Here is an 18,665-nt window from a genome sequence, read left to right on the forward strand (position 1 = left end):
TGTCGCCACCCCCGCCGGCGCCACCCATGCCGCCGGCACCGAACAGCAACGAGGCCCCACCGGCACCTCCCACGCCGCCGAAGCCGGTAAGGCCGATACCTCCGGCCCCTCCGGTGCCGCCCGCACCCCACAGCAGCCCACCTGCGCCGCCGGCGCCGCCGGCCCCACCGGTACCGGTGGCGGCGTTGCCGCCGGTTCCACCGGCGCCACCGGTGCCGAACAATCCTGCCGCCCCACCCGCGCCGCCGGCCTGACCGGCAGCACCCGATCCGCCGGCGCCGCCGTTGCCGTACAACAGCCCGCCCGCGCCACCGGGCTGGCCAGTGCCCGGCGCGCCATTGGCGCCGTTGCCGATCAAGGGGCGTCCCAACAGCAGTTGCGTGGGCGTGTTGATCAGGTTGATCAGACCTTCCAACGGCGAGGCGCTGGCGGCCTCCGCCGCCACATACGCGTTTGCGCCCACGCTCAGGGTCTGCACGAACTGCTCATGAAACGCCACCGCCTGCGCGCCGAGGGCCTGATAGCCCTGGGCGTGAGAGGAGAACAGGGCGGCGATCGCTACTGAGATGTCGTCGGCCGCGGCGCTCGCTACGAGGGTGGTGGACGACGCCGCCGCGCTGTTCGCGGTTCTGATCGCTGACTCGAGACCGGCCAGATTCGCGGCTACCGTTGACAGCGCCTCAGGCGCTGCGATCAGGTACGACATCCTCACTACCTCCCGACTAGGCAATTGGTCGGCACAGTATGGGTCACCCAAAGCTGCTGCGGATACGTTTCCGCGCACAAGACCTTCGCGAGCGTCAATTTGATGCTCGCGACGGTTAAGAACGGAATCTAGGCGGGTTCCAGCCAGATGGCCGACGACGGCGGCAACACCAACACCGCTGACGCCGGGCGACCGTGCCACGGGTCGTCAGTAGCATCCACACCGCCGAGGTTGCCGATTCCCGAACCGTTGTAGACGGTCGCGTCGGTGTTGAGCACCTCTCGCCAGCGTCCGGCCTGCGGCAGGCCCAGCCGGTAGTTGCTGTGTTCAGCTCCTGCGAAGTTGAACACACAGGCCAGCACCGAGCCGTCGTTGCCGTAGCGCAGAAAGCTCAGCACGTTGTTGGCCGAGTCGTTGGCATCGATCCACGAATAACCCTCGGGTGTGGTGTCCCTGCTCCACAGGGCGGGGTGGCTCGAGTAGATCCCGTTGATGTCGCGCACCAGGCGCAGCACACCGTTGGAGAATCCCTGTTCGTCGAGCTGCCACCAGTCCAGACCGCGTTCCTCCGACCACTCGGCGCGCTGCCCGAACTCCTGGCCCATGAACAGCAACTGCTTGCCGGGGTGGGCCCACTGGTAGGCGAGCAGACTGCGCAGCCCGGCCGCCTTGGCATGGTTGTCACCGGGCATCCGCCCCCACAGCGTGCCCTTGCCGTGCACCACCTCGTCGTGGCTGAGCGGCAGCACGTAGTTCTCGCTGAATGCGTACAGCATCGAGAATGTCATCTCGTGGTGGTGGTAGGTGCGGTAAATCGGGTCACGGCTGAAGTAGTCGAGTGTGTCGTGCATCCAGCCCATGTTCCACTTCATCGAAAAGCCAAGTCCACCAAGGCTTGTCGGGCGGGTGACACCCGGCCACGAGGTCGACTCCTCGGCGATGGTGACGATGCCGGGTGCGGCCTTGTGGGCCGTTGCGTTCATCTCCTGCAGGAACTGCACCGCCTCCAGGTTCTCCCGGCCGCCGTAGATGTTGGGGGTCCAGCCACCCTCGGGGCGCGAGTAGTCCAGGTACAACATCGATGCGACCGCATCGACCCGCAGACCGTCCATGTGGAATTCCTGCAGCCAGTATAAGGCGTTGGCTACCAGAAAGTTTCGCACCTCGGGCCGTCCGAAGTCGAATACGTAGGTGCCCCAGTCCAATTGCTCGCCACGCCGGGGGTCGGAGTGCTCGTAGAGCGGAGTTCCGTCGAAGCGGCCCAGTGCCCAGGAGTCTTTCGGGAAGTGCGCCGGCACCCAGTCGACGATCACGCCGATGCCGGCCTGGTGCAATGCGTCGACCAGCGTCCGGAACTCATCGGGGGTGCCGAAGCGGGACGAGGGCGCGTAGTACGACGTCACCTGGTAACCCCAGGAACCGCCAAAGGGATGCTCGGCGACCGGCAACAGCTCGACGTGTGTAAAGCCCTGTTCAACAACGTATTCCGTGAGCTGCGTGGCAAGCTCCCGGTAGCTGAGTCCGGGGCGCCATGAGCCCAGGTGGACCTCGTAGGTGCTCATCGGTTCGAAGACGGGGTTACGCTGCGCGCGCTGCTCCAGCCACTTTTGGTCGTTCCAGGTGTACTCGCTCACCGTCACCCGCGATGCGGTCTGCGGTGGCACCTCGGTGCCGAATGCGAACGGGTCGGCGCGATCGGTGACGGCACCGTCGGCCCCGTGCACCCGGAATTTATACAGGCCGTCGATCGGGAAATCGGGCCAGAACAATTCCCAGACGCCGGAGGAACCCAGCACCCGCATTGGGGCGTCGGTTCCGGTCCAGCCGTTGAACTCGCCAATCAGGCTGACGCCCTTGGCATTCGGGGCCCATACGGCGAAGGACACCCCAGTGACCACGCCGTCGGGTGTGGTGAACGACCGGGGATGGGCGCCCAGCACCTCCCAGAGGCGCTCATGGCGTCCCTCGGCGAACAGGTGCAGGTCCACCTCGCCGAGGGTGGGCAGGAACCGGTACGCATCCGCGACGGTGTGGGGTTCGGACCCGTCGTACGTCACCTCGAGGCGGTAGTCGACGAGGTCGACGAACGGCAACACGACGCCGAACACGCCGGAGTCGATGTGCTCCAGCGGCAGCCTGTCCTCGCCGACGAGTGCCACGACGCTGGTGGCGTGCGGACGGAAGGCCCGGATGACGGTGTGGTCGGCGTATTCGTGGGCGCCCAGAACGCCGTGCGGGTTGTGATGAGTGCCCGCGATCAGGCTGGCCAGTTCGGCGGGGTCGGGCGCCAGATGTGTTTCGGCGAGTTCATCGGTGTGATTCACTTGCCCTCACCTCCTGCGTAGCAACGTGATTCGGGATTCCTCGGGTATGAGCGGCATGTTGATGACGTGGGCGACAGCGCGGCCCGGGTCGATGCGGATGTAATTGGATTGCCCCCATTGGTATTCCTCGCCGGTGATCTCGTCGCGCACCCAGAAGCGCTCGTAGGGCTCCATGCCCAGTGCCGCCATGTCCAGATGCAAGGTCGCTTCTTCGGGACTGAAAGCGTTCAGCGTCACCACCACCAGGACGCAGTCGCCGGTTTCCGCGTCGAACTTGCTGTAAGCCAGTAGCGCGTCGTTGTCCACGGTGTGGAAGTGGATGGTGCGCAGTTGCTGCAGAGCCGGATGCAGCCGCCGGATCTCGTTGAGCCGGGTGATGAACGGCTCCAGTGACCGGCCTTCGGCCAGCGCGCCCGCGAAGTCGCGGGGACGCAATTCGTATTTCTCCGAGTCCAGGTATTCCTCGCTGCCTTCCCGTACTGCCCGGTGTTCGAACAGCTCGTAACCGGAATAGACCCCCCACGCCGGACTCATCGTCGCCGCCAGCACCGCGCGGATGGCAAACATGCCCGGACCGTGATGCTGCAGCACCTCGTGCAGGATGTCCGGGGTGTTGACGAACAAGTTGGGGGTGCGGAAGTCGGCGAGTTTGGCGATGTCGTTTCCGAATTCCGTGAGCTCCCACTTCGCCGTGCGCCAGGTGAAGTAGCTGTAAGACTGCGTGAAGCCGAGCTTGGCCAGCCCGTACTGGCGCGCCGGCGGGGTGAACGCCTCGGACAGGAACAGCACGTCCGGATCGACGGCTTTCACCTGACCGATCAGCCAGGCCCAGAAGTCCGGCGGCTTGGTGTGCGGGTTGTCGACCCGAAACACCTTGACCCCGTGCTCAATCCAGTGCCGCACTACGCGCAGCACCTCGTTGGAGAGCCCGGTGGGATCGTTGTCGAAGTTCAGTGGGTAGATGTCCTGGTACTTCTTCGGAGGGTTCTCCGCGTAGGCGATGGTGCCGTCGGGCAGTTCGGTGAACCAGTTGCGGTGGTCACGTGCCCACGGATGGTCCGGGGCGCACTGCAGCGCCAGGTCCAGCGCCACCTCCATCCCCAAATCTCTTGTGGTGGCCACGAAATCGTCGAAATCGTCGATCGTGCCCAGCGCCGGGTGGACAGCGTCGTGGCCCCCCTCGTCACTGCCGATCGCCCAGGGCGATCCCACGTCTCCGGGAGCGGCGGTCGGATTGTTGTTGCGGCCCTTGCGATGCACCTTGCCGATCGGGTGAATCGGCGGCAGGTACACCACGTCGAAGCCCATCTCGGCGATCCGGGGAAGCGTCGCCGCGGCAGTGGCAAACGTACCGTGCACCGGGTGACCATCGGCGTCCCAGCCGCCGGTCGAACGCGGGAACATCTCGTACCAGGAACCGAAGCGGGCCAGCGGCCGGTCCACCCAGACGCCGTGCTGCTGGCCGCGGGTGACCAACTCCCGCAACGGGAACTGATCCAACAGGTCCTCGATCTCGGGGGCCAACGCCAACGCTGTGCGGGTCAACGGATCACCGGGCCTACGCAGCGCGGCGGCGGCTTCGAGGAGCGGGTTGCGCTGCTGGCGCGGCACTCCGGTGGCGGCGCGCTCGAACAGCGCGGCACCCACCAGTAGATCGTTGGAGAGTTCCTTTTCGCCCTGGCCCGCATCGAGTTTGGCGACCAGCCCATGACGCCAGGAATGAATCGGGTCACCCCACCCGTCTACCCGGAAAGTCCACAATCCCACCCTGTCTGGGGCGAATTGTCCGTGGAACACGAACGGCTCCAGGCCCATCGTCATCGGGAAATGCCGCGGCTTCACCTTCTCGGCGACCTCGACACCCCCAGCCTCCTGCTCGGCAACCTGCACCGCCTTCATCCCGCGGCCATCGGCCACCTGCGGGTAGCGCGAACCGAGGTACCGCACCACCAGCGTCGCGGCCACGGCCTCGTGACCCTCGCGCCATACCGCGGCGCTGACCGGGATCACCTCACCGACGACCGCCTTGGCGGGGTACGTACCACACGAGACCACGGGTTGGACGTCGTCGATCTCGATACGACCGGGCACCAATCACTCCATTCGATTGCCCGGCTCCGCGCGGCCCGTCGTTGCGCCACATCGTCGCCGGGGCGTTTCGGATTCATCACCCCAGCCGGCCGCACCGGTCGTCGTTGAGGTGTCGTTCGTCAGCTCGATGTCTGTCGCCTCTATTGCGCCCCATACCCACCCTAGTGTCCGGCTACACCGGCGAGTGCCGAAGCGCACTGGATAAGTGGTCGCTCTGTAACGCTGCACGCAGCCGAAACCGCACTAAGGTTGAGATGCGTGAAAGCCCTCCGCCGCTTTACCGTCCGCGCCCACCTTCCGGAACGCCTGGCCGCGCTTGATCCGCTCTCCACGAACCTGCGTTGGTCGTGGGAGAAACCCACGCAAGACCTGTTCGCGACCATCGACCCCGAACTGTGGTCCAAGTGCGGCAAGGACCCTGTCGCAGTCCTTGGCGCGGTGAAACCGGCCCGGCTCGACGAGCTCGCGGCCGACGAAGAGTTCCTGCGTCGGCTCGATGAGCTCGCGGCCGACCTGAACGACTACCTGAGCCGCCCGCTGTGGTACCAGCAGCAGGAAGCCGCCGGCGTCCAGATGCCCACCGGGATCGCGTACTTCTCGATGGAGTTCGGCGTTGCCGAAGTGCTGCCCAACTACTCCGGTGGCCTCGGAATCCTGGCCGGTGACCACCTGAAATCGGCGTCGGACCTGGGATTGCCGTTGATCGCCGTCGGTCTGTACTACCGCTCGGGGTACTTCCGGCAGTCCCTCACCGCCGACGGCTGGCAGCAGGAGACCTATCCGTCGCTGGATCCGCAGGGGTTGCCGTTGCGGCTGCTCACCGACGCCACCGGCGATCCGGTGCTGGTCGAGCTGGCGCTGCCGGACTCCGCGCAGTTGCGGGCGCGGATCTGGGTCGCGCAGGTCGGCCGGGTGCCGCTGTTGCTGCTGGACTCCGACGTTCCGGAGAACGAGCACGAACTGCGCAGCGTCACCGACCGCCTCTATGGCGGCGACCAGGAACACCGCATCAAGCAGGAGATCCTGGCCGGCATCGGCGGAGTCCGGGCAATACGCGCCTTCACCGCCATCGAGGGGCGCCCGGCCCCCGAGGTGTTCCACATGAACGAGGGCCACGCCGGGTTCCTGGGCGCCGAGCGCATCCGGGAGCTGGTCACCGACTCGGGATTGGACTTCGACACCGCGCTGACGGTGGTGCGATCCAGCACTGTCTTCACCACTCACACCCCGGTACCCGCCGGTATCGACCGGTTCCCGGTGGAGATGGTGCAGCGCTACTTCGACGACGAGGGCGAGAGCGTGACCACGCTCCTGCCGGGCGTGCCGACCCAGCGCATCCTCGCCCTGGGCGCCGAGGAGGACCCGACCAAGTTCAACATGGCCCATATGGGCCTGCGGTTGGCGCAGCGCGCCAACGGGGTGTCGCTGCTGCACGGCGAGGTCAGCCGGGCGATGTTCAACGAACTCTGGCCGGGTTTCGACCCCGGTGAGGTGCCGATCGGGTCGATCACCAACGGCGTGCACGCCCGTACCTGGGCCGCGCCGCAGTGGCTGCAGCTGGGGCGCGAGCTGGCCGGCTCGGACTCGTTCAGCGAGCCCGCCGTGTGGTTGCGGCTGCAGCAGGTCGACGCCGGGCATCTGTGGTGGATCCGGTCCCAGCTGCGCGAGTTGCTGGTCGAGGACGTCCGGGCCCGGCTGCGTCAGTCGTGGTTGGAACGGGGCGCATCCGAGGCTGAATTAGGTTGGATCGCAAAGGCTTTCGATCCGAATGTACTCACGGTCGGGTTCGCCCGGCGAGTCCCGACGTATAAGCGGCTGACCCTGATGCTGCGTGATCCGGGCCGGCTGGAACGGCTGCTGCTCAACGAGGAACGGCCGATTCAGCTGATCGTCGCCGGCAAGTCGCACCCTGCCGACGACGGTGGCAAGGCGCTGATCCAGCAGGTGGTGCGGTTCGCCGACCGCCCGGAGGTGCGACATCGCATCGCCTTCCTGCCCAACTACGACATGTCGATGGCGCGGTTGCTGTACTGGGGCTGCGACGTGTGGCTGAACAACCCGTTGCGGCCGCTGGAGGCGTGCGGCACGTCGGGCATGAAGAGCGCACTCAACGGCGGGCTGAACCTGTCCATCCGCGACGGCTGGTGGGATGAATGGTACGACGGTGAAAACGGTTGGGAGATACCGTCCGCGGACGGTGTCGCCGATGAGGACCGGCGCGACGACCTGGAGGCGACGGCTCTCTACAACCTGCTGGAGCAGGCGGTGGCGCCGAAGTTCTACGAGCGCGACGAGCATGGTGTGCCGCCGCGCTGGATCGAGATGGTCCGCCACACCCTGCAGACCCTCGGTCCGAAGGTGCTGGCCTCCCGGATGGTCACGGACTACGTCGAGCGGTACTACACCCCGGCGGCGCAGTCGCGGCGCAACACCATCGCGGGCGGCACGTTCGAGCCGGCTCGCGAACTGACCGCGTACCGGCGCCGGGCCGAGGAGGCATGGCCGCGCATCGTCATCACTGATGTCGACAGCACCGGACTGCCCGATTCTCCGCTGCTCGGATCGAAGCTGACCCTGACCGCGACCGTGCAGTTGGCCGGGTTGGCACCCGACGAGGTGACGGTGGAGGCGGTGCTCGGGCGGGTCGACAGCGGCGACGAGCTGCTGGACCCACTCACCGTCGAGATGACGTACACCGGCAGCGCCGAGGGAGGCAATCAGGTCTTCTCCACGACGACGCCGCTGCCGCTGGCGGGCGCACTGGGTTACACGGTGCGGGTGCTGCCGCGGCATCCGATGCTGGCCGACAGCAACGAACTCGGCCTGGTCACGCTGGCCTAGTACGGGCGCGAGCAGACGCAAACTCGCACGATCTCAAGGAGATCCGTGCGAGTTCGCGTCTGCTCGCGCAGGGGAGTCGCGCAGCCGGCGCAGGGCGGCGCGGACCTGCTCGGTGTTGGTGGTCTGCCAGAACGGCGGCAACGACGCCCGCAGGTACTCGCCGTACCGGGCCGTCACCATCCGCGAGTCCAGCACCGCCACCACGCCGCGGTCGGTGACCCGACGCAGCAGCCGGCCCGAACCCTGGGCGAGCAACAGCGCCGCATGACTGGCCGACACAGCCATGAAGCCGTTGCCGCCGCGGGCGCCCACCGCCCGCTGACGCGCGCTCAGCAGCGGGTCGTCGGGTCGGGGGAACGGGATGCGGTCGATCAATACCAACGACAGCGACGGCCCGGGGACGTCGACGCCCTGCCACAGCGACAGCGTTCCGAACAGCGAGGTCTCGGGGTCGTCGGCGAACTGCTCGACAAGCGCGGAGGTGCTGTCGTCGCCCTGACACAGCACCGGGGTGGACAGCCGCTCGCGCATCGCCTCGGCCGCTGCCCGGGCCGCGCGCATCGACGAGAAGAGACCCAGCGTGCGCCCGCCCGCGGCGGTGATCAACTCCGTGATCTCGGTCAGCTGCTCGGCCGAGCCGGTGCCGTCGCGACCGGGCGGCGGCAGGTGCGCGGCGACGTAGAGGATGCCGGATGTGGCGTGACTGAACGGCGAGCCGACGTCAACACCCCGCCACGCCGTGTCCGCACCCGTCAGACCCCACGCCTGCGCCATCGCGTCGAAGGCCCCGCCGACCGTCAGGGTCGCCGACGTCAGCACCGTCGTGGCACGCGAGAACACCTTGCCGGCGAGTAGTTCGGCCACCGACAGCGGTGCCACGCGGAGCACCGCGCGCGGCGTACCCCGGTTCTCTTCGTGATCCAGCCAGACGATGTCGGTGCGGTCGGGAATGGCCGGTCCGAACGAATCGAGGATCCGCGCCGCGGTATCGGAGATCTCGATCAACGCCGAGGCAGCTTCCGCGCGCGCCGCCGCCGCCCGCGCGTCGCTGGTGCTCTCGATCGCCGAACGGGCCGCATTGGCGGCATCGCGCAACGCGGCCAGGTACGTCGCCAACTCGTCGTCGAGATGGTCGATGCGCCCGGGCTGGGCGTCGTGGATCGCGGAGGAGAAGGTCGCCGACGCCGCTTCCAGGCGATCGACCAGTTCCGGGCTCACCAGCCGGCCCAACCGGCGCGCGGCCACCCCCAGCGTCGCCGACGTCAGCTCGGCGGTGGCAACCGAGGTCACCCGGTCGGTCAGTTCATGGGCTTCATCGACCACCAGCAAGGAGTGCTCCGGCAACACTGCGGAGTCGGACACGGCGTCGATCGCCAGCAGCGCGTGGTTGGTGACGACGACATCAGCGGTTCCGGCCCGCGCCCGGGCTCGCTCGGAGAAACACTCCGCGCCGAACGAGCAGCGCGCGACCCCGATGCATTCGCGCGCCGAGACGCTGACCTGAGACCAGGACCGGTCCTGCACACCGGGCTTCAGGTCGTCACGGTCACCGGTCCCGGTTTCGGCCGACCACTCGGTGAGCCGTTGGACGTCGCGGCCCAGCGCCGTGACCGCCATCGGGTTGAACAATTCCTCCTGCGGCCGGTCATCGGTATCGTCGCCCGCGCTACCGTTGTGGATCTTGTTCAGGCACAGATAGTTTCGGCGTCCCTTCAGCAACGCGAAGGTCGGCCGGCGCGGTAACGCACTTGCCAGCGAATCGGCGAGCCGGGGCAGGTCGCGGTCGACGAGTTGGCGCTGCAAAGCGATCGTTGCGGTGGACACCACGACCGGCTCGTCGTCGCTGACCGCCCGGACGATCGAGGGAACCAGGTACGCCAACGATTTGCCGGTGCCGGTGCCGGCCTGCACGACCAGGTGCTCACCTGTCTCGAAGGCCCGTGCCACCTCGGTGGCCATGTCCACCTGCCCGCGGCGTTCGCTGCCGCCGAGCGCGGCCACCGCGATCGCCAGCAACTCCGGCACCGACTCGGTCACGGCTCAGGCCGGAATGGTCTGTGTCGGGATCGCCGGATCGCCGGGCGACAACGCCAGTCCCTCCCAGGGCAGGCTGCGCAGCCCCGACGCCACCAACTCCCGCGCCGCCGTGAGGTCGTTGTCCACCAGGACCTCGCCGCCGCGGACGAGCTGTGTCGTCAGAACCCGGTGCGGATCCCGCGCCGAGGGCGGGCGCCCAAAGGGATGCACGACCTCTTCGGTGACGATGCCGGTGGGCCGGGACAACCGCAGGGCCGCTTTGCGGCCGCCGTGCGACCCCTTCTGGCTGCTGCGCTTCTGCACCGGGATTCCGTCCACCTCCACCAGCTTGTACACCATGCTTGCCGTCGGGGCACCCGAGCCGGTGACCAAGGAGGTACCCACGCCGTAGCTGTCCACCGGCGCTGCCAGCAACCCCGCGATCGAGAACTCGTCGAGATCGCTGGACAGCACGATCCGTGTGTTGGGGGCACCCAGATCGTCAAGTTGGGCACGCACCTGATGAGCCAGCACCGCGAGGTCGCCGGAGTCGATCCGGACGGCACCCAGGTCCGGACCGGCGGCCGCCACGGCGTTGGCCACTCCCGTGGTCACGTCGTAAGTATCGACCAGCAGCGTGGTATCCGGCCCCAGCGCTTCGACCTGCGCGCGGAACGCCGCCAACTCATCGGGACCCTCAGCGGTGGTGTGCAGCATGGTGAACGCATGCGCGGCGGTGCCCACCGACGGCACACCGTAGCGCCGCTGGGCCTCGAGGTTGGATGTGCCGGCGAATCCGGCGATGTAGGCGGCTCGTGCGGCTGCCACCGCTGCCCGCTCGTGGGTGCGCCGGGAGCCCATCTCGATCACCGGGCGACCGCCGGCCGCGCTCACCATGCGTGCCGCCGCCGACGCGATCGCCGTGTCGTGGTTGAAGATCGACAGGATCAGGGTTTCGAGCAGCACGCACTCGGCGAAGCTGCCGTGTACCGACAGCACCGGCGAGTGTGGAAAGTACAGCTCGCCCTCGGCGTAGCCGTCGATGTCGCCGCGGAAGCGGAATTCCCGCAGGTACTCCACCGTCTCGGAGTCGAGGAATTCGGCCAGCAAGGCACAAGCGGCGTCGTCGAACCTGAACTGCGGCAAGGTTTCCAGCAGCCGGCCGGTACCGGCGACCACGCCGTAGCGCCGGCCCGCCGGAAGCCGCCGGGCGAACACCTCCCAGCTGGTACGCCGGTGCGCGGTGCCGTCGCGCAGGGCCGCGGCCAGCATGGTCAACTCGTATTTGTCGGTCAGCAGCCCAGCAAGTACCGAGTCGTTCACATCGCAAAGGTATCGGCTGGCGGCAAAGTAAGCCTGGCTCGGTATCCTTAGCGCCATGGTTGTAGCGATCGCGCCGGCCAAGCCGGGCAGCACCGGGCAACGGGAATCCGCTCCGGTAGAAGCTACGACGAGTCCGTGGGTGACCATTGTCTGGGACGACCCGGTCAACTTGATGACCTACGTGACCTACGTGTTCCAGAAGTTGTTCGGTTACAGCGAGCCGCATGCCACCAAACTGATGCTGCAGGTGCACAACGAAGGAAAGGCCGTGGTGTCGTCGGGCAGTCGGGAGTCGATGGAGGTCGACGTGTCCAAGCTGCATGCCGCCGGGTTGTGGGCGACCATGCAGCAGGACCGCTGAGTTCTGATAGTGCGCAAATGGAAGCGCGTCGAAACCCGTAACGGACCCCGTTTCCGGTCGTCGCTGGCCCCGCATGAGGCGGCTCTGCTGCAGAACCTGGTGAGCGCGATGGTCGGCCTGCTCGACGAGCGGCAGGCCTCGTCGCCGTCGGACGAACTCGAGGAGATCACCGGGATCAAGACCGGGCACTCCGAGCGCCCGGCCGATGCGACACTCGGACGCCTGTTGCCGGACTTCTACCGCAACGACGAAGGCGATCCGTTGACTCTCGATGCGTCCGAAGCGCTGAACTCGGCGCTGCGCAGCCTGCACGAGCCGGAGATCATCGACGCCAAACGTGTTGCGGCCCAACAGTTGCTGGACACCCTGCCGGCCAATGGGGGCAGGTTCGAGCTGACGGAGGACAGCGCCAACGCCTGGATCTCGGCCGTCAACGATCTTCGGTTGACCCTGGGAGTCATGCTCGAGATCGGCCCGCAGGGCCCGGAGCGGCTGCCCGCCGACCATCCACTGGCCGCGCACTTCGACGTCTATCAGTGGCTGACCGTGCTGCAGGAATACCTCGTGCTGGTGTTGATGGGCAAACCGGCCGGATGAGCTCCATCACCGACGTCGGCGGCATCCGCGTCGGCCACCACCACCTTCTGGACGCCGATGCGTCTCTGGGCTCCGGGTGGGCATCCGGGGTCACCGTGGTGCTGCCGCCGCCCGGCACGGTGGGTGCGGTTGATTGCCGCGGCGGCGCACCGGGCACCCGGGAGACCGATCTGCTCGACCCTGTCAACAGCGTGCGCTACGTGGACGCGGTGTTGCTGGCCGGCGGCAGCGCGTTCGGGCTCGCCGCTGCTGACGGCGTCATGCGCTGGCTGGAGGAACGGCAGCGCGGCGTGGCCATGGGCGACGGCGTGGTGCCGATCGTGCCGGGTGCGGTGATCTTCGATCTGCCGGTTGGGGGCTGGAGTTGCCGGCCCACGGCCGAGTTCGGCTATGCGGCGTGCGCGGCGGCCGACGCGTCCGGCGACGCGGCTGCGGTCGAAACCGGGACGGTCGGCGCCGGCGTCGGCGCACGGGCCGGAGTGCTCAAAGGCGGCGTGGGGACGGCGTCGGTCACTCTGCCGTCCGGAGTGACCGTCGGCGCGCTGGTCGTGGTCAACGCCGCCGGTGACGCCATCGACCCGGCCACCGGGTTGCCCTGGATGGCTGGGTTGGCCGGTGAATTCGGCCTTGCGTCACCACCATTCGAGCAGATTGAGGCGCTGGCGCAGTTGCCGTCCCCGCTGAGCGAGCTGAACACCACCATCGCGGTGGTGGCGACGGATGCGGCCCTCAGCCCGGCGGGGTGCCGTCGGCTCGCGATCGCCGCACACGACGGTCTGGCCCGGACGCTGCGGCCCGCCCACACCCCGCTGGACGGCGACACCGTGTTCGCACTGGCGACCGGCGCCGTCGAGGTGCCGCCCTCGGCCAACACCCCCGCCGCGCTGTCGCCCGAGACCGGTCTGCTCACCGTGGTGGGTGCGGCCGCGGCCGACTGCCTGGCCCGGGCCGTGCTCGACGGAGTGATCGCCGCCGAGTCGGTGGCTGCGATACCGGCATACCGGGATGTGTTGCCCGGCGCGTTCGGGAGCTGAAGGTGTTCCGGTGCTGGTGATCCGTGCCGACCTGGTCGAAGCGATCATCGCCCATGCCCGCCGCGATCACCCCGACGAAGCCTGCGGTCTGCTGGCCGGCCCGGACGGCTCGGATCGACCGGAGCGGCACATCCCCATGGCCAACGCCGAACGCTCGCCGAGCCTCTACCGATTCGACTCCGGCGAGCAACTCAGGGTGTGGCGGGCTCTGGAACGAGCGCACGAGGTGCCCGTCGTCATCTACCACTCCCACCCGGGCACCGAGGCATATCCGAGTCGCACGGATATCGACCTCGCGGCCGAACCGGACGCGCACTATGTGTTGGTGTCCACCCGCGATCCGTACCGGAGCGAGCTGCGCAGCTACCGCATTGTCAACGGTGTCGTAAGCGAGGAACCTGTTGACATCGTCGAGCAGTACTGACCGCGCGCCACAGAAAGGCCAGCATGACCGTCACCGTGTCCATCCCGACCATCCTGCGACCCCACACCGGTGGCGAGAAGCGCGTCTCTGCGAGCGGTGACACGCTGGGTGCGGTCATCAACGATCTGGAAGCCAACTACTCGGGAATCTCCGATCGGCTCATCGACAACGGCCGGTTGCACCGATTCGTGAACATCTACGTCAACGACGAGGATGTCCGTTTCTCCGGCGGCTTGGACACCGCCGTCGCCGACGGTGACTCGGTCACCATCCTGCCGGCGGTCGCGGGCGGGTAGTGGCGTGCGGTACCGGTAACCTGGACGTTTGGGGTAGGCGATGAGGAGGAGCGGATGAACAAGCGCGCCCCGGCAACCCAACCGGACAAGAAGCCGGGCTGGGTGATCGGCGCGACGACGATCATCACCTTCGTCGCGCTGCTGTACGTCGTCGAGCTGATCGATCAGCTCAGCGGAGGCCGGCTGGACCGCAACGGCATCCGGCCACTGACCACCGACGGCCTGTGGGGCATCGTCTTCGCCCCGGTGTTGCACGCCAACTGGCAACATCTGATCGCCAACACCGTCCCGATGCTGGTGCTGGGTTTCCTGATGACGCTGGCCGGACTGTCCCGGTTCGTCTGGGCCACCGCGATCATCTGGATCCTGGGTGGGTTCGGGACCTGGCTGATCGGCAACGTGGGTAGCAGTTGCGGCCCGACCGACCACATCGGCGCCTCCGGACTGATCTTCGGCTGGCTCGCCTTCTTGTTGGTGTTCGGCATATTCGTCCGCCATGTCTGGGACATCATCATCGGGCTGGTGGTGCTGTTCGTGTACGGCGGCGTGCTGCTCGGCGCGCTGCCCGTCCTCGGTGTGTGCGGGGGTGTGTCCTGGCAGGGCCACTTGTGTGGTGCGATCGCCGGTGTGGTGGCCGCGTATATGTTGTCGGCCCCCGAGCGCAAGGCTCGCGAGCGGAAGAGGGCTCTCCGCTCGCCGCACCCGCAGTCATGAGTTCGCCGCTGGCTCCCATCGGAGTCTTCGATTCCGGTGTCGGAGGGCTCACGGTCGCGCGGGCGATCATCGACCAACTGCCCGACGAGGACATCATCTACGTCGGCGACACCGGCAACGGCCCGTACGGGCCGCTGGCCATACCCGAGATTCGCGCACACGCGCTGGCCATCGGCGACGACCTGGTCAGCCGCGGCGTCAAGGCTTTGGTGATCGCGTGCAACTCCGCGTCGGCGGCCTGCCTGCGGGATGCGCGCGAACGGTACGACGTGCCGGTCGTCGAGGTGATCCTGCCGGCGGTCCGACGCGCGGTCGCCGCCACCCGCAACGGCCGCATCGGGGTGATCGGCACACGGGCGACCATCACCTCCCACGCCTACCAGGACGCCTTCGCCGCCGCCCGGGACACCGAGATCACCGCCGTGGCCTGCCCCCGTTTCGTCGACTTCGTCGAGCGAGGCGTAACCAGCGGACGGCAGGTGCTCGGCCTGGCCGAGGGTTATCTGGAGCCGCTGCAGCGCGCCGAGGTCGACACACTGGTGCTGGGTTGCACCCACTACCCGTTGCTGTCCGGACTGATCCAGCTCGTGATGGGGGAGGACGTCACCCTGGTCTCCAGCGCCGAGGAGACCGCCAAGCAGGTGGTCCGCGTCCTCACCGAACTCGACCTGCTGCGCCCTCATGAAGGGCCGCCGGCCACCCGGGTGTTCGAGGCCACCGGCGACCCCGAGGCGTTCACCAAACTCGCCTCCCGATTCCTGGGCCCCGCGGTCGTCGGCGTCGAACCCGCTCGGCAGACTCCCGTCTCGTGAAAAAGCCGATGATTCTGACGGCCCAATGCGGCGATGTTTTCCCCATCGTGGTAACGGGCATGGCACAGTGGTGTCCGTGCGACTAACCGTGCTCGGATGCTCCGGCAGCGTCGTGGGTCCGGATTCGCCCGCGTCGGGTTATCTACTTCGGGCACCGGACACTCCACCGCTTGTTATCGACTTCGGCGGGGGTGTGCTGGGCGCGCTGCAGAGACATGCCGATCCGGGTTCGGTCCATGTGTTGCTGTCGCATCTGCACGCGGACCACTGCCTGGATGTGCCGGGTCTGTTCGTCTGGCGGCGGTACCACCCCACGGCCAAGCCGAACGGCAAGGCGTTGCTATACGGGCCGAGCGACACCTGGTCGCGGCTGGGTGCGGCCTCGTCTCCCTACGGCGGCGAGATCGACGATTGCTCGGACATCTTCGATGTGCGCCACTGGGTCGACGGCGAGGCGGTGAACATCGGCGCACTGAGCGTGCTGCCCCGAGTCGTCGCGCATCCCACGGAGTCGTTCGGACTGCGTTTCACCGATCCGAGCGGAGCCTCCCTGGTCTACAGCGGGGACACCGGTGAGTGCGACCAACTCGTCGAACTGGCCCGAGGCGCGGACGTCTTCCTCTGCGAAGCGTCGTGGACGCACTCGCCGAAGCATCCGCCCGCCCTGCATCTGTCCGGCACCGAAGCCGGGCGCGCCGCGGCGGCGGCGGGCGTGCGGGAGTTGCTGCTGACTCACATTCCGCCCTGGACCTCCCGCGAGGATGTCATCAGCGAGGCCAAGGCCGAGTTCGACGGGCCCGTGCACGCGGTCGTGCCCGGCGAGACCATCGAAGTCCGGCGGGCGGGCTGAGGTTGCTACTCCTTGTGCGGTGACCGTGTGATTTGCGGCGGATCGCCGCGGTGACCGCACGCCGAAAGCAGTGCCCGCACACTCAATGCCGTCCGTGCGCACAAGACGCCCGGCGATAGGGTGGATCTCGTGTCCAAAAGAGAAGACGGCCGCCTCGACGACGAGCTTCGCCCGGTAACCATCACCCGCGGTTTCACCGACCACCCGGCGGGTTCGGTGCTGATCGAGTTCGGCGGCACGAAGGTCATGTGCACTGCCAGCGTCACCGAAGGGGTGCCGCGCTGGCGCAAGGGATCCGGCCTGGGCTGGCTCACCGCGGAGTACGCGATGTTGCCGTCAGCCACTCACACCCGATCGGACCGGGAATCGGTCAAGGGCCGCGTCGGCGGGCGCACCCAGGAGATCAGCCGGTTGGTCGGCCGGTCGCTGCGGGCGTGCATCGACCTGGCCGCCCTCGGCGAGAACACCATCGCCGTCGACTGCGACGTGTTGCAGGCCGACGGCGGTACCCGGACGGCGGCCATCACCGGCGCCTACGTCGCGCTGGCCGACGCCGTCACATACCTGTCGGCGGCCGGCAAGCTCTCTGACCCCCGGCCGCTGTCGTGTGCGATCGCGGCGGTGAGCGTCGGCGTCGTCGACGGGCGGGTCCGCGTCGATCTGCCCTATGAGGAGGACTCCCGCGCCGAGGTCGACATGAACGTTGTTGCCACCGACACCGGCACCCTGGTCGAGGTGCAGGGCACCGGCGAGGGCGCGACCTTCCCGCGCTCGACCTTGGACAAGCTGCTCGACATGGCGTTGGGCGCATGTGACAAGTTGTTCGCCGCCCAGCGTGAGGCATTGGCGCTGCCTTACCCCGGCGTGCTGCCCGAGGGGCCGAAGTCGCCGAAGGCGTTCGGAAGCTGAGCGTGCTCTTGGTGGCCAGCCGCAACCGTAAGAAACTGGCCGAGTTGCAACGGGTGCTCGACGCCGCCGGACTGTCCGGGGTCACTCTGCTGTCGCTGGATGACGTGCCGCCGTTCGACGAGGCGCCCGAGACGGGTGCGACATTTGAGGACAACGCACTCGCAAAAGCGCGTGATGCGTTCTCCGCCAGCGGATTGCCGAGCGTCGCCGACGACTCCGGGCTGGAGGTCGCCGCGTTGAACGGCATGCCCGGCGTGCTGTCCGCGCGCTGGTCGGGTAGCCACGGCGACGACGCCGCCAACACCGCACTGTTGTTGGCGCAGATGCGCGACGTGCCCGACGAGCGGCGCGGCGCGGCGTTCGTCTCGGCCTGCGCGCTGGTCTCCGATGCGCATGAGGTGGTCGTGCGCGGCGAGTGGCCCGGGACGATCGCCCACGAGCCCCGCGGAGACGGCGGATTCGGCTACGACCCGGTGTTTCTGCCCGCCGACGCCGACGGCCGGACGGCCGCGCAACTCAGCCCAGCGGAGAAAGACGCGGTGTCCCACCGCGGCCGCGCGCTGGCCTTGTTGTTGCCGGCGCTGCGGGCGCTGTAAGTCAGACCGGGAAGTTGGCCTTGACCTCTTTGGTCTGCCGGTGTTCCACGATGATGCCGAGCAGCGGGATGGTGCCGGCGAGTAGCACGCCGATGGTCTTGCCGATCGGCCACCGGACCTTGATCGCGAGGTTGAACGCGGCCAGCACGTACACGAAGTACACCCAGCCGTGCACGACTTCGATCCACCGGATCTCGTGGTGGTAGACCAGGTGCGAGACGACCTCGCCGCACAGGACGATCAGCCAGATACCAGTCGTCCACGCCATCACCCGATAAGCCAGCAACGCCGTGCGGATCTTTTCGGCGGGGAACGCCGAAGCGCTGCGCTCGGGCGTCTCGGGGGTGCTCATGCGGTCGTCCTTTTCTGCTGTGCAGCATCGTCTTTGGCGAGTTCGGCCAGGTAGGCGTTGTACTCGCGCAGTGCGGGATCAGCGGGCTGTTGCGGTTCGGGTTTCGGGCGTTCGGGAAGCAGGCCGGGCGGAATCTCGGTGGCGGTGTCCCGCGGAGCGGGCGGGACGTCTTCGTAGCGAACGAACTTACGGTACGCATAGACGCAGAACGCGGCGAACATCGGCCACTGCAGCGCGTAGCCGAGGTTCTGGTAGCCGCCCGACACCGACTGGAACCGAGTCCACTGCCACCAGCCCAGTGCCAGGCAGCCGCATGCCGCAAAGACGACCAGGACAATCAACGCGGGTCGGCGGCGCCTCGTACGGACCGGGGTGGACACCCTACGACGGTACCGCGTGGGGATACGGCGTCGTCCAAC

Annotated in this window: 18 protein-coding genes; 11 read left to right on the top strand and 7 right to left on the bottom strand. The window is 67.8% G+C overall.

Features of this window, described 5'->3' with window-relative positions:
• The 3 genes from AO501_RS21355 to AO501_RS21365 all read right to left on the bottom strand — a co-directional run.
• A partial coding sequence (locus AO501_RS21355) for a PE family protein (protein WP_055579615.1) occupies positions 1 to 706 on the bottom strand: 706 nt, incomplete at its 3' end.
• A 128-nt stretch (positions 707 to 834) separates the two neighbouring features.
• Positions 835 to 3,030 carry a 1,4-alpha-glucan branching protein GlgB gene (gene glgB / locus AO501_RS21360; RefSeq protein WP_055579616.1) on the bottom strand — a complete coding sequence of 732 codons (2,196 nt, stop codon included), beginning with the start codon at positions 3,028 to 3,030 and terminating at the stop codon, positions 835 to 837.
• A gap of 6 nt (positions 3,031 to 3,036) precedes the next feature.
• Positions 3,037 to 5,121 carry an alpha-1,4-glucan--maltose-1-phosphate maltosyltransferase gene (locus tag AO501_RS21365; RefSeq protein WP_055579617.1) on the bottom strand — a complete coding sequence of 695 codons (2,085 nt, stop codon included), beginning with the start codon at positions 5,119 to 5,121 and terminating at the stop codon, positions 3,037 to 3,039.
• Between the two features lie 258 nt (positions 5,122 to 5,379).
• Here AO501_RS21365 and AO501_RS21370 point away from each other — a divergent pair, with 258 nt between their 5' ends.
• A complete protein-coding gene (locus AO501_RS21370) occupies positions 5,380 to 7,962 on the top strand; it encodes a glycosyltransferase family 1 protein (RefSeq protein WP_055579618.1) in 2,583 nt (860 codons plus the stop codon).
• A 33-nt stretch (positions 7,963 to 7,995) separates the two neighbouring features.
• Here the strand turns inward: AO501_RS21370 and AO501_RS21375 are convergent, their stop codons facing one another.
• Together AO501_RS21375 and AO501_RS21380 are read right to left on the bottom strand one after the other, a co-directional pair.
• Entirely contained in the window at positions 7,996 to 9,987 is a 1,992-nt protein-coding gene (locus tag AO501_RS21375; protein ID WP_055579656.1) for an ATP-dependent DNA helicase, read from the bottom strand.
• 15 nt (positions 9,988 to 10,002) lie between these two features.
• Positions 10,003 to 11,301, bottom strand: coding sequence for a nicotinate phosphoribosyltransferase (locus tag AO501_RS21380; RefSeq protein WP_055579619.1), 1,299 nt, complete (start codon positions 11,299 to 11,301; stop codon positions 10,003 to 10,005).
• 55 nt (positions 11,302 to 11,356) lie between these two features.
• Between AO501_RS21380 and clpS the strand changes: the two genes are divergently transcribed.
• The 10 genes from clpS (at position 11,357) to rdgB (ending at position 17,894) form a co-directional block, all read left to right on the top strand.
• Positions 11,357 to 11,662, top strand: coding sequence for an ATP-dependent Clp protease adapter ClpS (gene clpS, locus AO501_RS21385; RefSeq protein ID WP_055579620.1), 306 nt, complete (start codon positions 11,357 to 11,359; stop codon positions 11,660 to 11,662).
• 9 nt (positions 11,663 to 11,671) lie between these two features.
• The gene (locus tag AO501_RS21390; protein WP_055579621.1) at positions 11,672 to 12,259 is read left to right on the top strand and encodes a DUF2017 domain-containing protein; all 588 of its coding nucleotides are present in this window, start codon (positions 11,672 to 11,674) and stop codon (positions 12,257 to 12,259) included.
• Positions 12,256 to 13,293, top strand: coding sequence for a P1 family peptidase (locus tag AO501_RS21395; RefSeq protein WP_055579622.1), 1,038 nt, complete (start codon positions 12,256 to 12,258; stop codon positions 13,291 to 13,293). The genes AO501_RS21390 and AO501_RS21395 overlap by 4 nt, the downstream gene beginning before the upstream one ends.
• Positions 13,265 to 13,717 carry a Mov34/MPN/PAD-1 family protein gene (locus tag AO501_RS21400; RefSeq protein ID WP_156452718.1) on the top strand — a complete coding sequence of 151 codons (453 nt, stop codon included), beginning with the start codon at positions 13,265 to 13,267 and terminating at the stop codon, positions 13,715 to 13,717. Before AO501_RS21395 ends, AO501_RS21400 begins: the two co-directional genes overlap by 29 nt.
• A 23-nt stretch (positions 13,718 to 13,740) precedes the next feature.
• Positions 13,741 to 14,013, top strand: a complete 273-nt coding sequence (locus tag AO501_RS21405) for a MoaD/ThiS family protein (RefSeq protein WP_055579624.1) — start codon at positions 13,741 to 13,743, stop codon at positions 14,011 to 14,013.
• A gap of 54 nt (positions 14,014 to 14,067) precedes the next feature.
• Positions 14,068 to 14,727 carry a rhomboid family intramembrane serine protease gene (locus AO501_RS21410; RefSeq protein ID WP_055579625.1) on the top strand — a complete coding sequence of 220 codons (660 nt, stop codon included), beginning with the start codon at positions 14,068 to 14,070 and terminating at the stop codon, positions 14,725 to 14,727.
• The gene (murI, locus tag AO501_RS21415; protein ID WP_055579626.1) at positions 14,724 to 15,539 is read left to right on the top strand and encodes a glutamate racemase; all 816 of its coding nucleotides are present in this window, start codon (positions 14,724 to 14,726) and stop codon (positions 15,537 to 15,539) included. The genes AO501_RS21410 and murI overlap by 4 nt, the downstream gene beginning before the upstream one ends.
• 70 nt (positions 15,540 to 15,609) lie before the next feature.
• The gene (locus tag AO501_RS21420) at positions 15,610 to 16,389 is read left to right on the top strand and encodes a cyclic nucleotide-degrading phosphodiesterase (protein ID WP_055579657.1); all 780 of its coding nucleotides are present in this window, start codon (positions 15,610 to 15,612) and stop codon (positions 16,387 to 16,389) included.
• Between the two features lie 129 nt (positions 16,390 to 16,518).
• Positions 16,519 to 17,298, top strand: coding sequence for a ribonuclease PH (rph, locus tag AO501_RS21425; RefSeq protein ID WP_055579658.1), 780 nt, complete (start codon positions 16,519 to 16,521; stop codon positions 17,296 to 17,298).
• Positions 17,295 to 17,894 (top strand): RdgB/HAM1 family non-canonical purine NTP pyrophosphatase, encoded by a 600-nt coding sequence (gene rdgB / locus AO501_RS21430; protein WP_055579627.1) that lies wholly within the window; start codon positions 17,295 to 17,297, stop codon positions 17,892 to 17,894. Before rph ends, rdgB begins: the two co-directional genes overlap by 4 nt.
• A gap of 1 nt (position 17,895) precedes the next feature.
• On the opposite strand, the gene AO501_RS21435 is transcribed toward rdgB, so the two are convergent.
• Together AO501_RS21435 and AO501_RS21440 are read right to left on the bottom strand one after the other, a co-directional pair.
• The gene (locus tag AO501_RS21435) at positions 17,896 to 18,246 is read right to left on the bottom strand and encodes a DUF3817 domain-containing protein (protein ID WP_055579628.1); all 351 of its coding nucleotides are present in this window, start codon (positions 18,244 to 18,246) and stop codon (positions 17,896 to 17,898) included.
• Positions 18,243 to 18,626 carry a hypothetical protein gene (locus AO501_RS21440; RefSeq protein ID WP_055579629.1) on the bottom strand — a complete coding sequence of 128 codons (384 nt, stop codon included), beginning with the start codon at positions 18,624 to 18,626 and terminating at the stop codon, positions 18,243 to 18,245. Before AO501_RS21440 ends, AO501_RS21435 begins: the two co-directional genes overlap by 4 nt.
• Positions 18,627 to 18,665: the final 39 nt, after the last annotated feature.

It is taken from the genome of Mycobacterium gordonae, from assembly GCF_001417955.2.
Taxonomy (GTDB): domain Bacteria; phylum Actinomycetota; class Actinomycetes; order Mycobacteriales; family Mycobacteriaceae; genus Mycobacterium; species Mycobacterium gordonae_B.

Bases quoted from the DNA above. Each gene is read 5' to 3' on its own strand.
- clpS (WP_055579620.1), top strand. From the start codon at position 11,357: ATGGTTGTAGCGATCGCGCCGGCCAAGCCGGGCAGCACCGGGCAACGG.
- AO501_RS21395 (WP_055579622.1), top strand. From the start codon at position 12,256: ATGAGCTCCATCACCGACGTCGGCGGCATCCGCGTCGGCCACCACCAC.
- AO501_RS21400 (WP_156452718.1), top strand. From the start codon at position 13,265: ATGTGTTGCCCGGCGCGTTCGGGAGCTGAAGGTGTTCCGGTGCTGGTG.
- AO501_RS21405 (WP_055579624.1), top strand. From the start codon at position 13,741: ATGACCGTCACCGTGTCCATCCCGACCATCCTGCGACCCCACACCGGT.
- AO501_RS21410 (WP_055579625.1), top strand. From the start codon at position 14,068: ATGAACAAGCGCGCCCCGGCAACCCAACCGGACAAGAAGCCGGGCTGG.
- murI (WP_055579626.1), top strand. From the start codon at position 14,724: ATGAGTTCGCCGCTGGCTCCCATCGGAGTCTTCGATTCCGGTGTCGGA.
- AO501_RS21435 (WP_055579628.1), bottom strand. From the start codon at position 18,246: ATGAGCACCCCCGAGACGCCCGAGCGCAGCGCTTCGGCGTTCCCCGCC.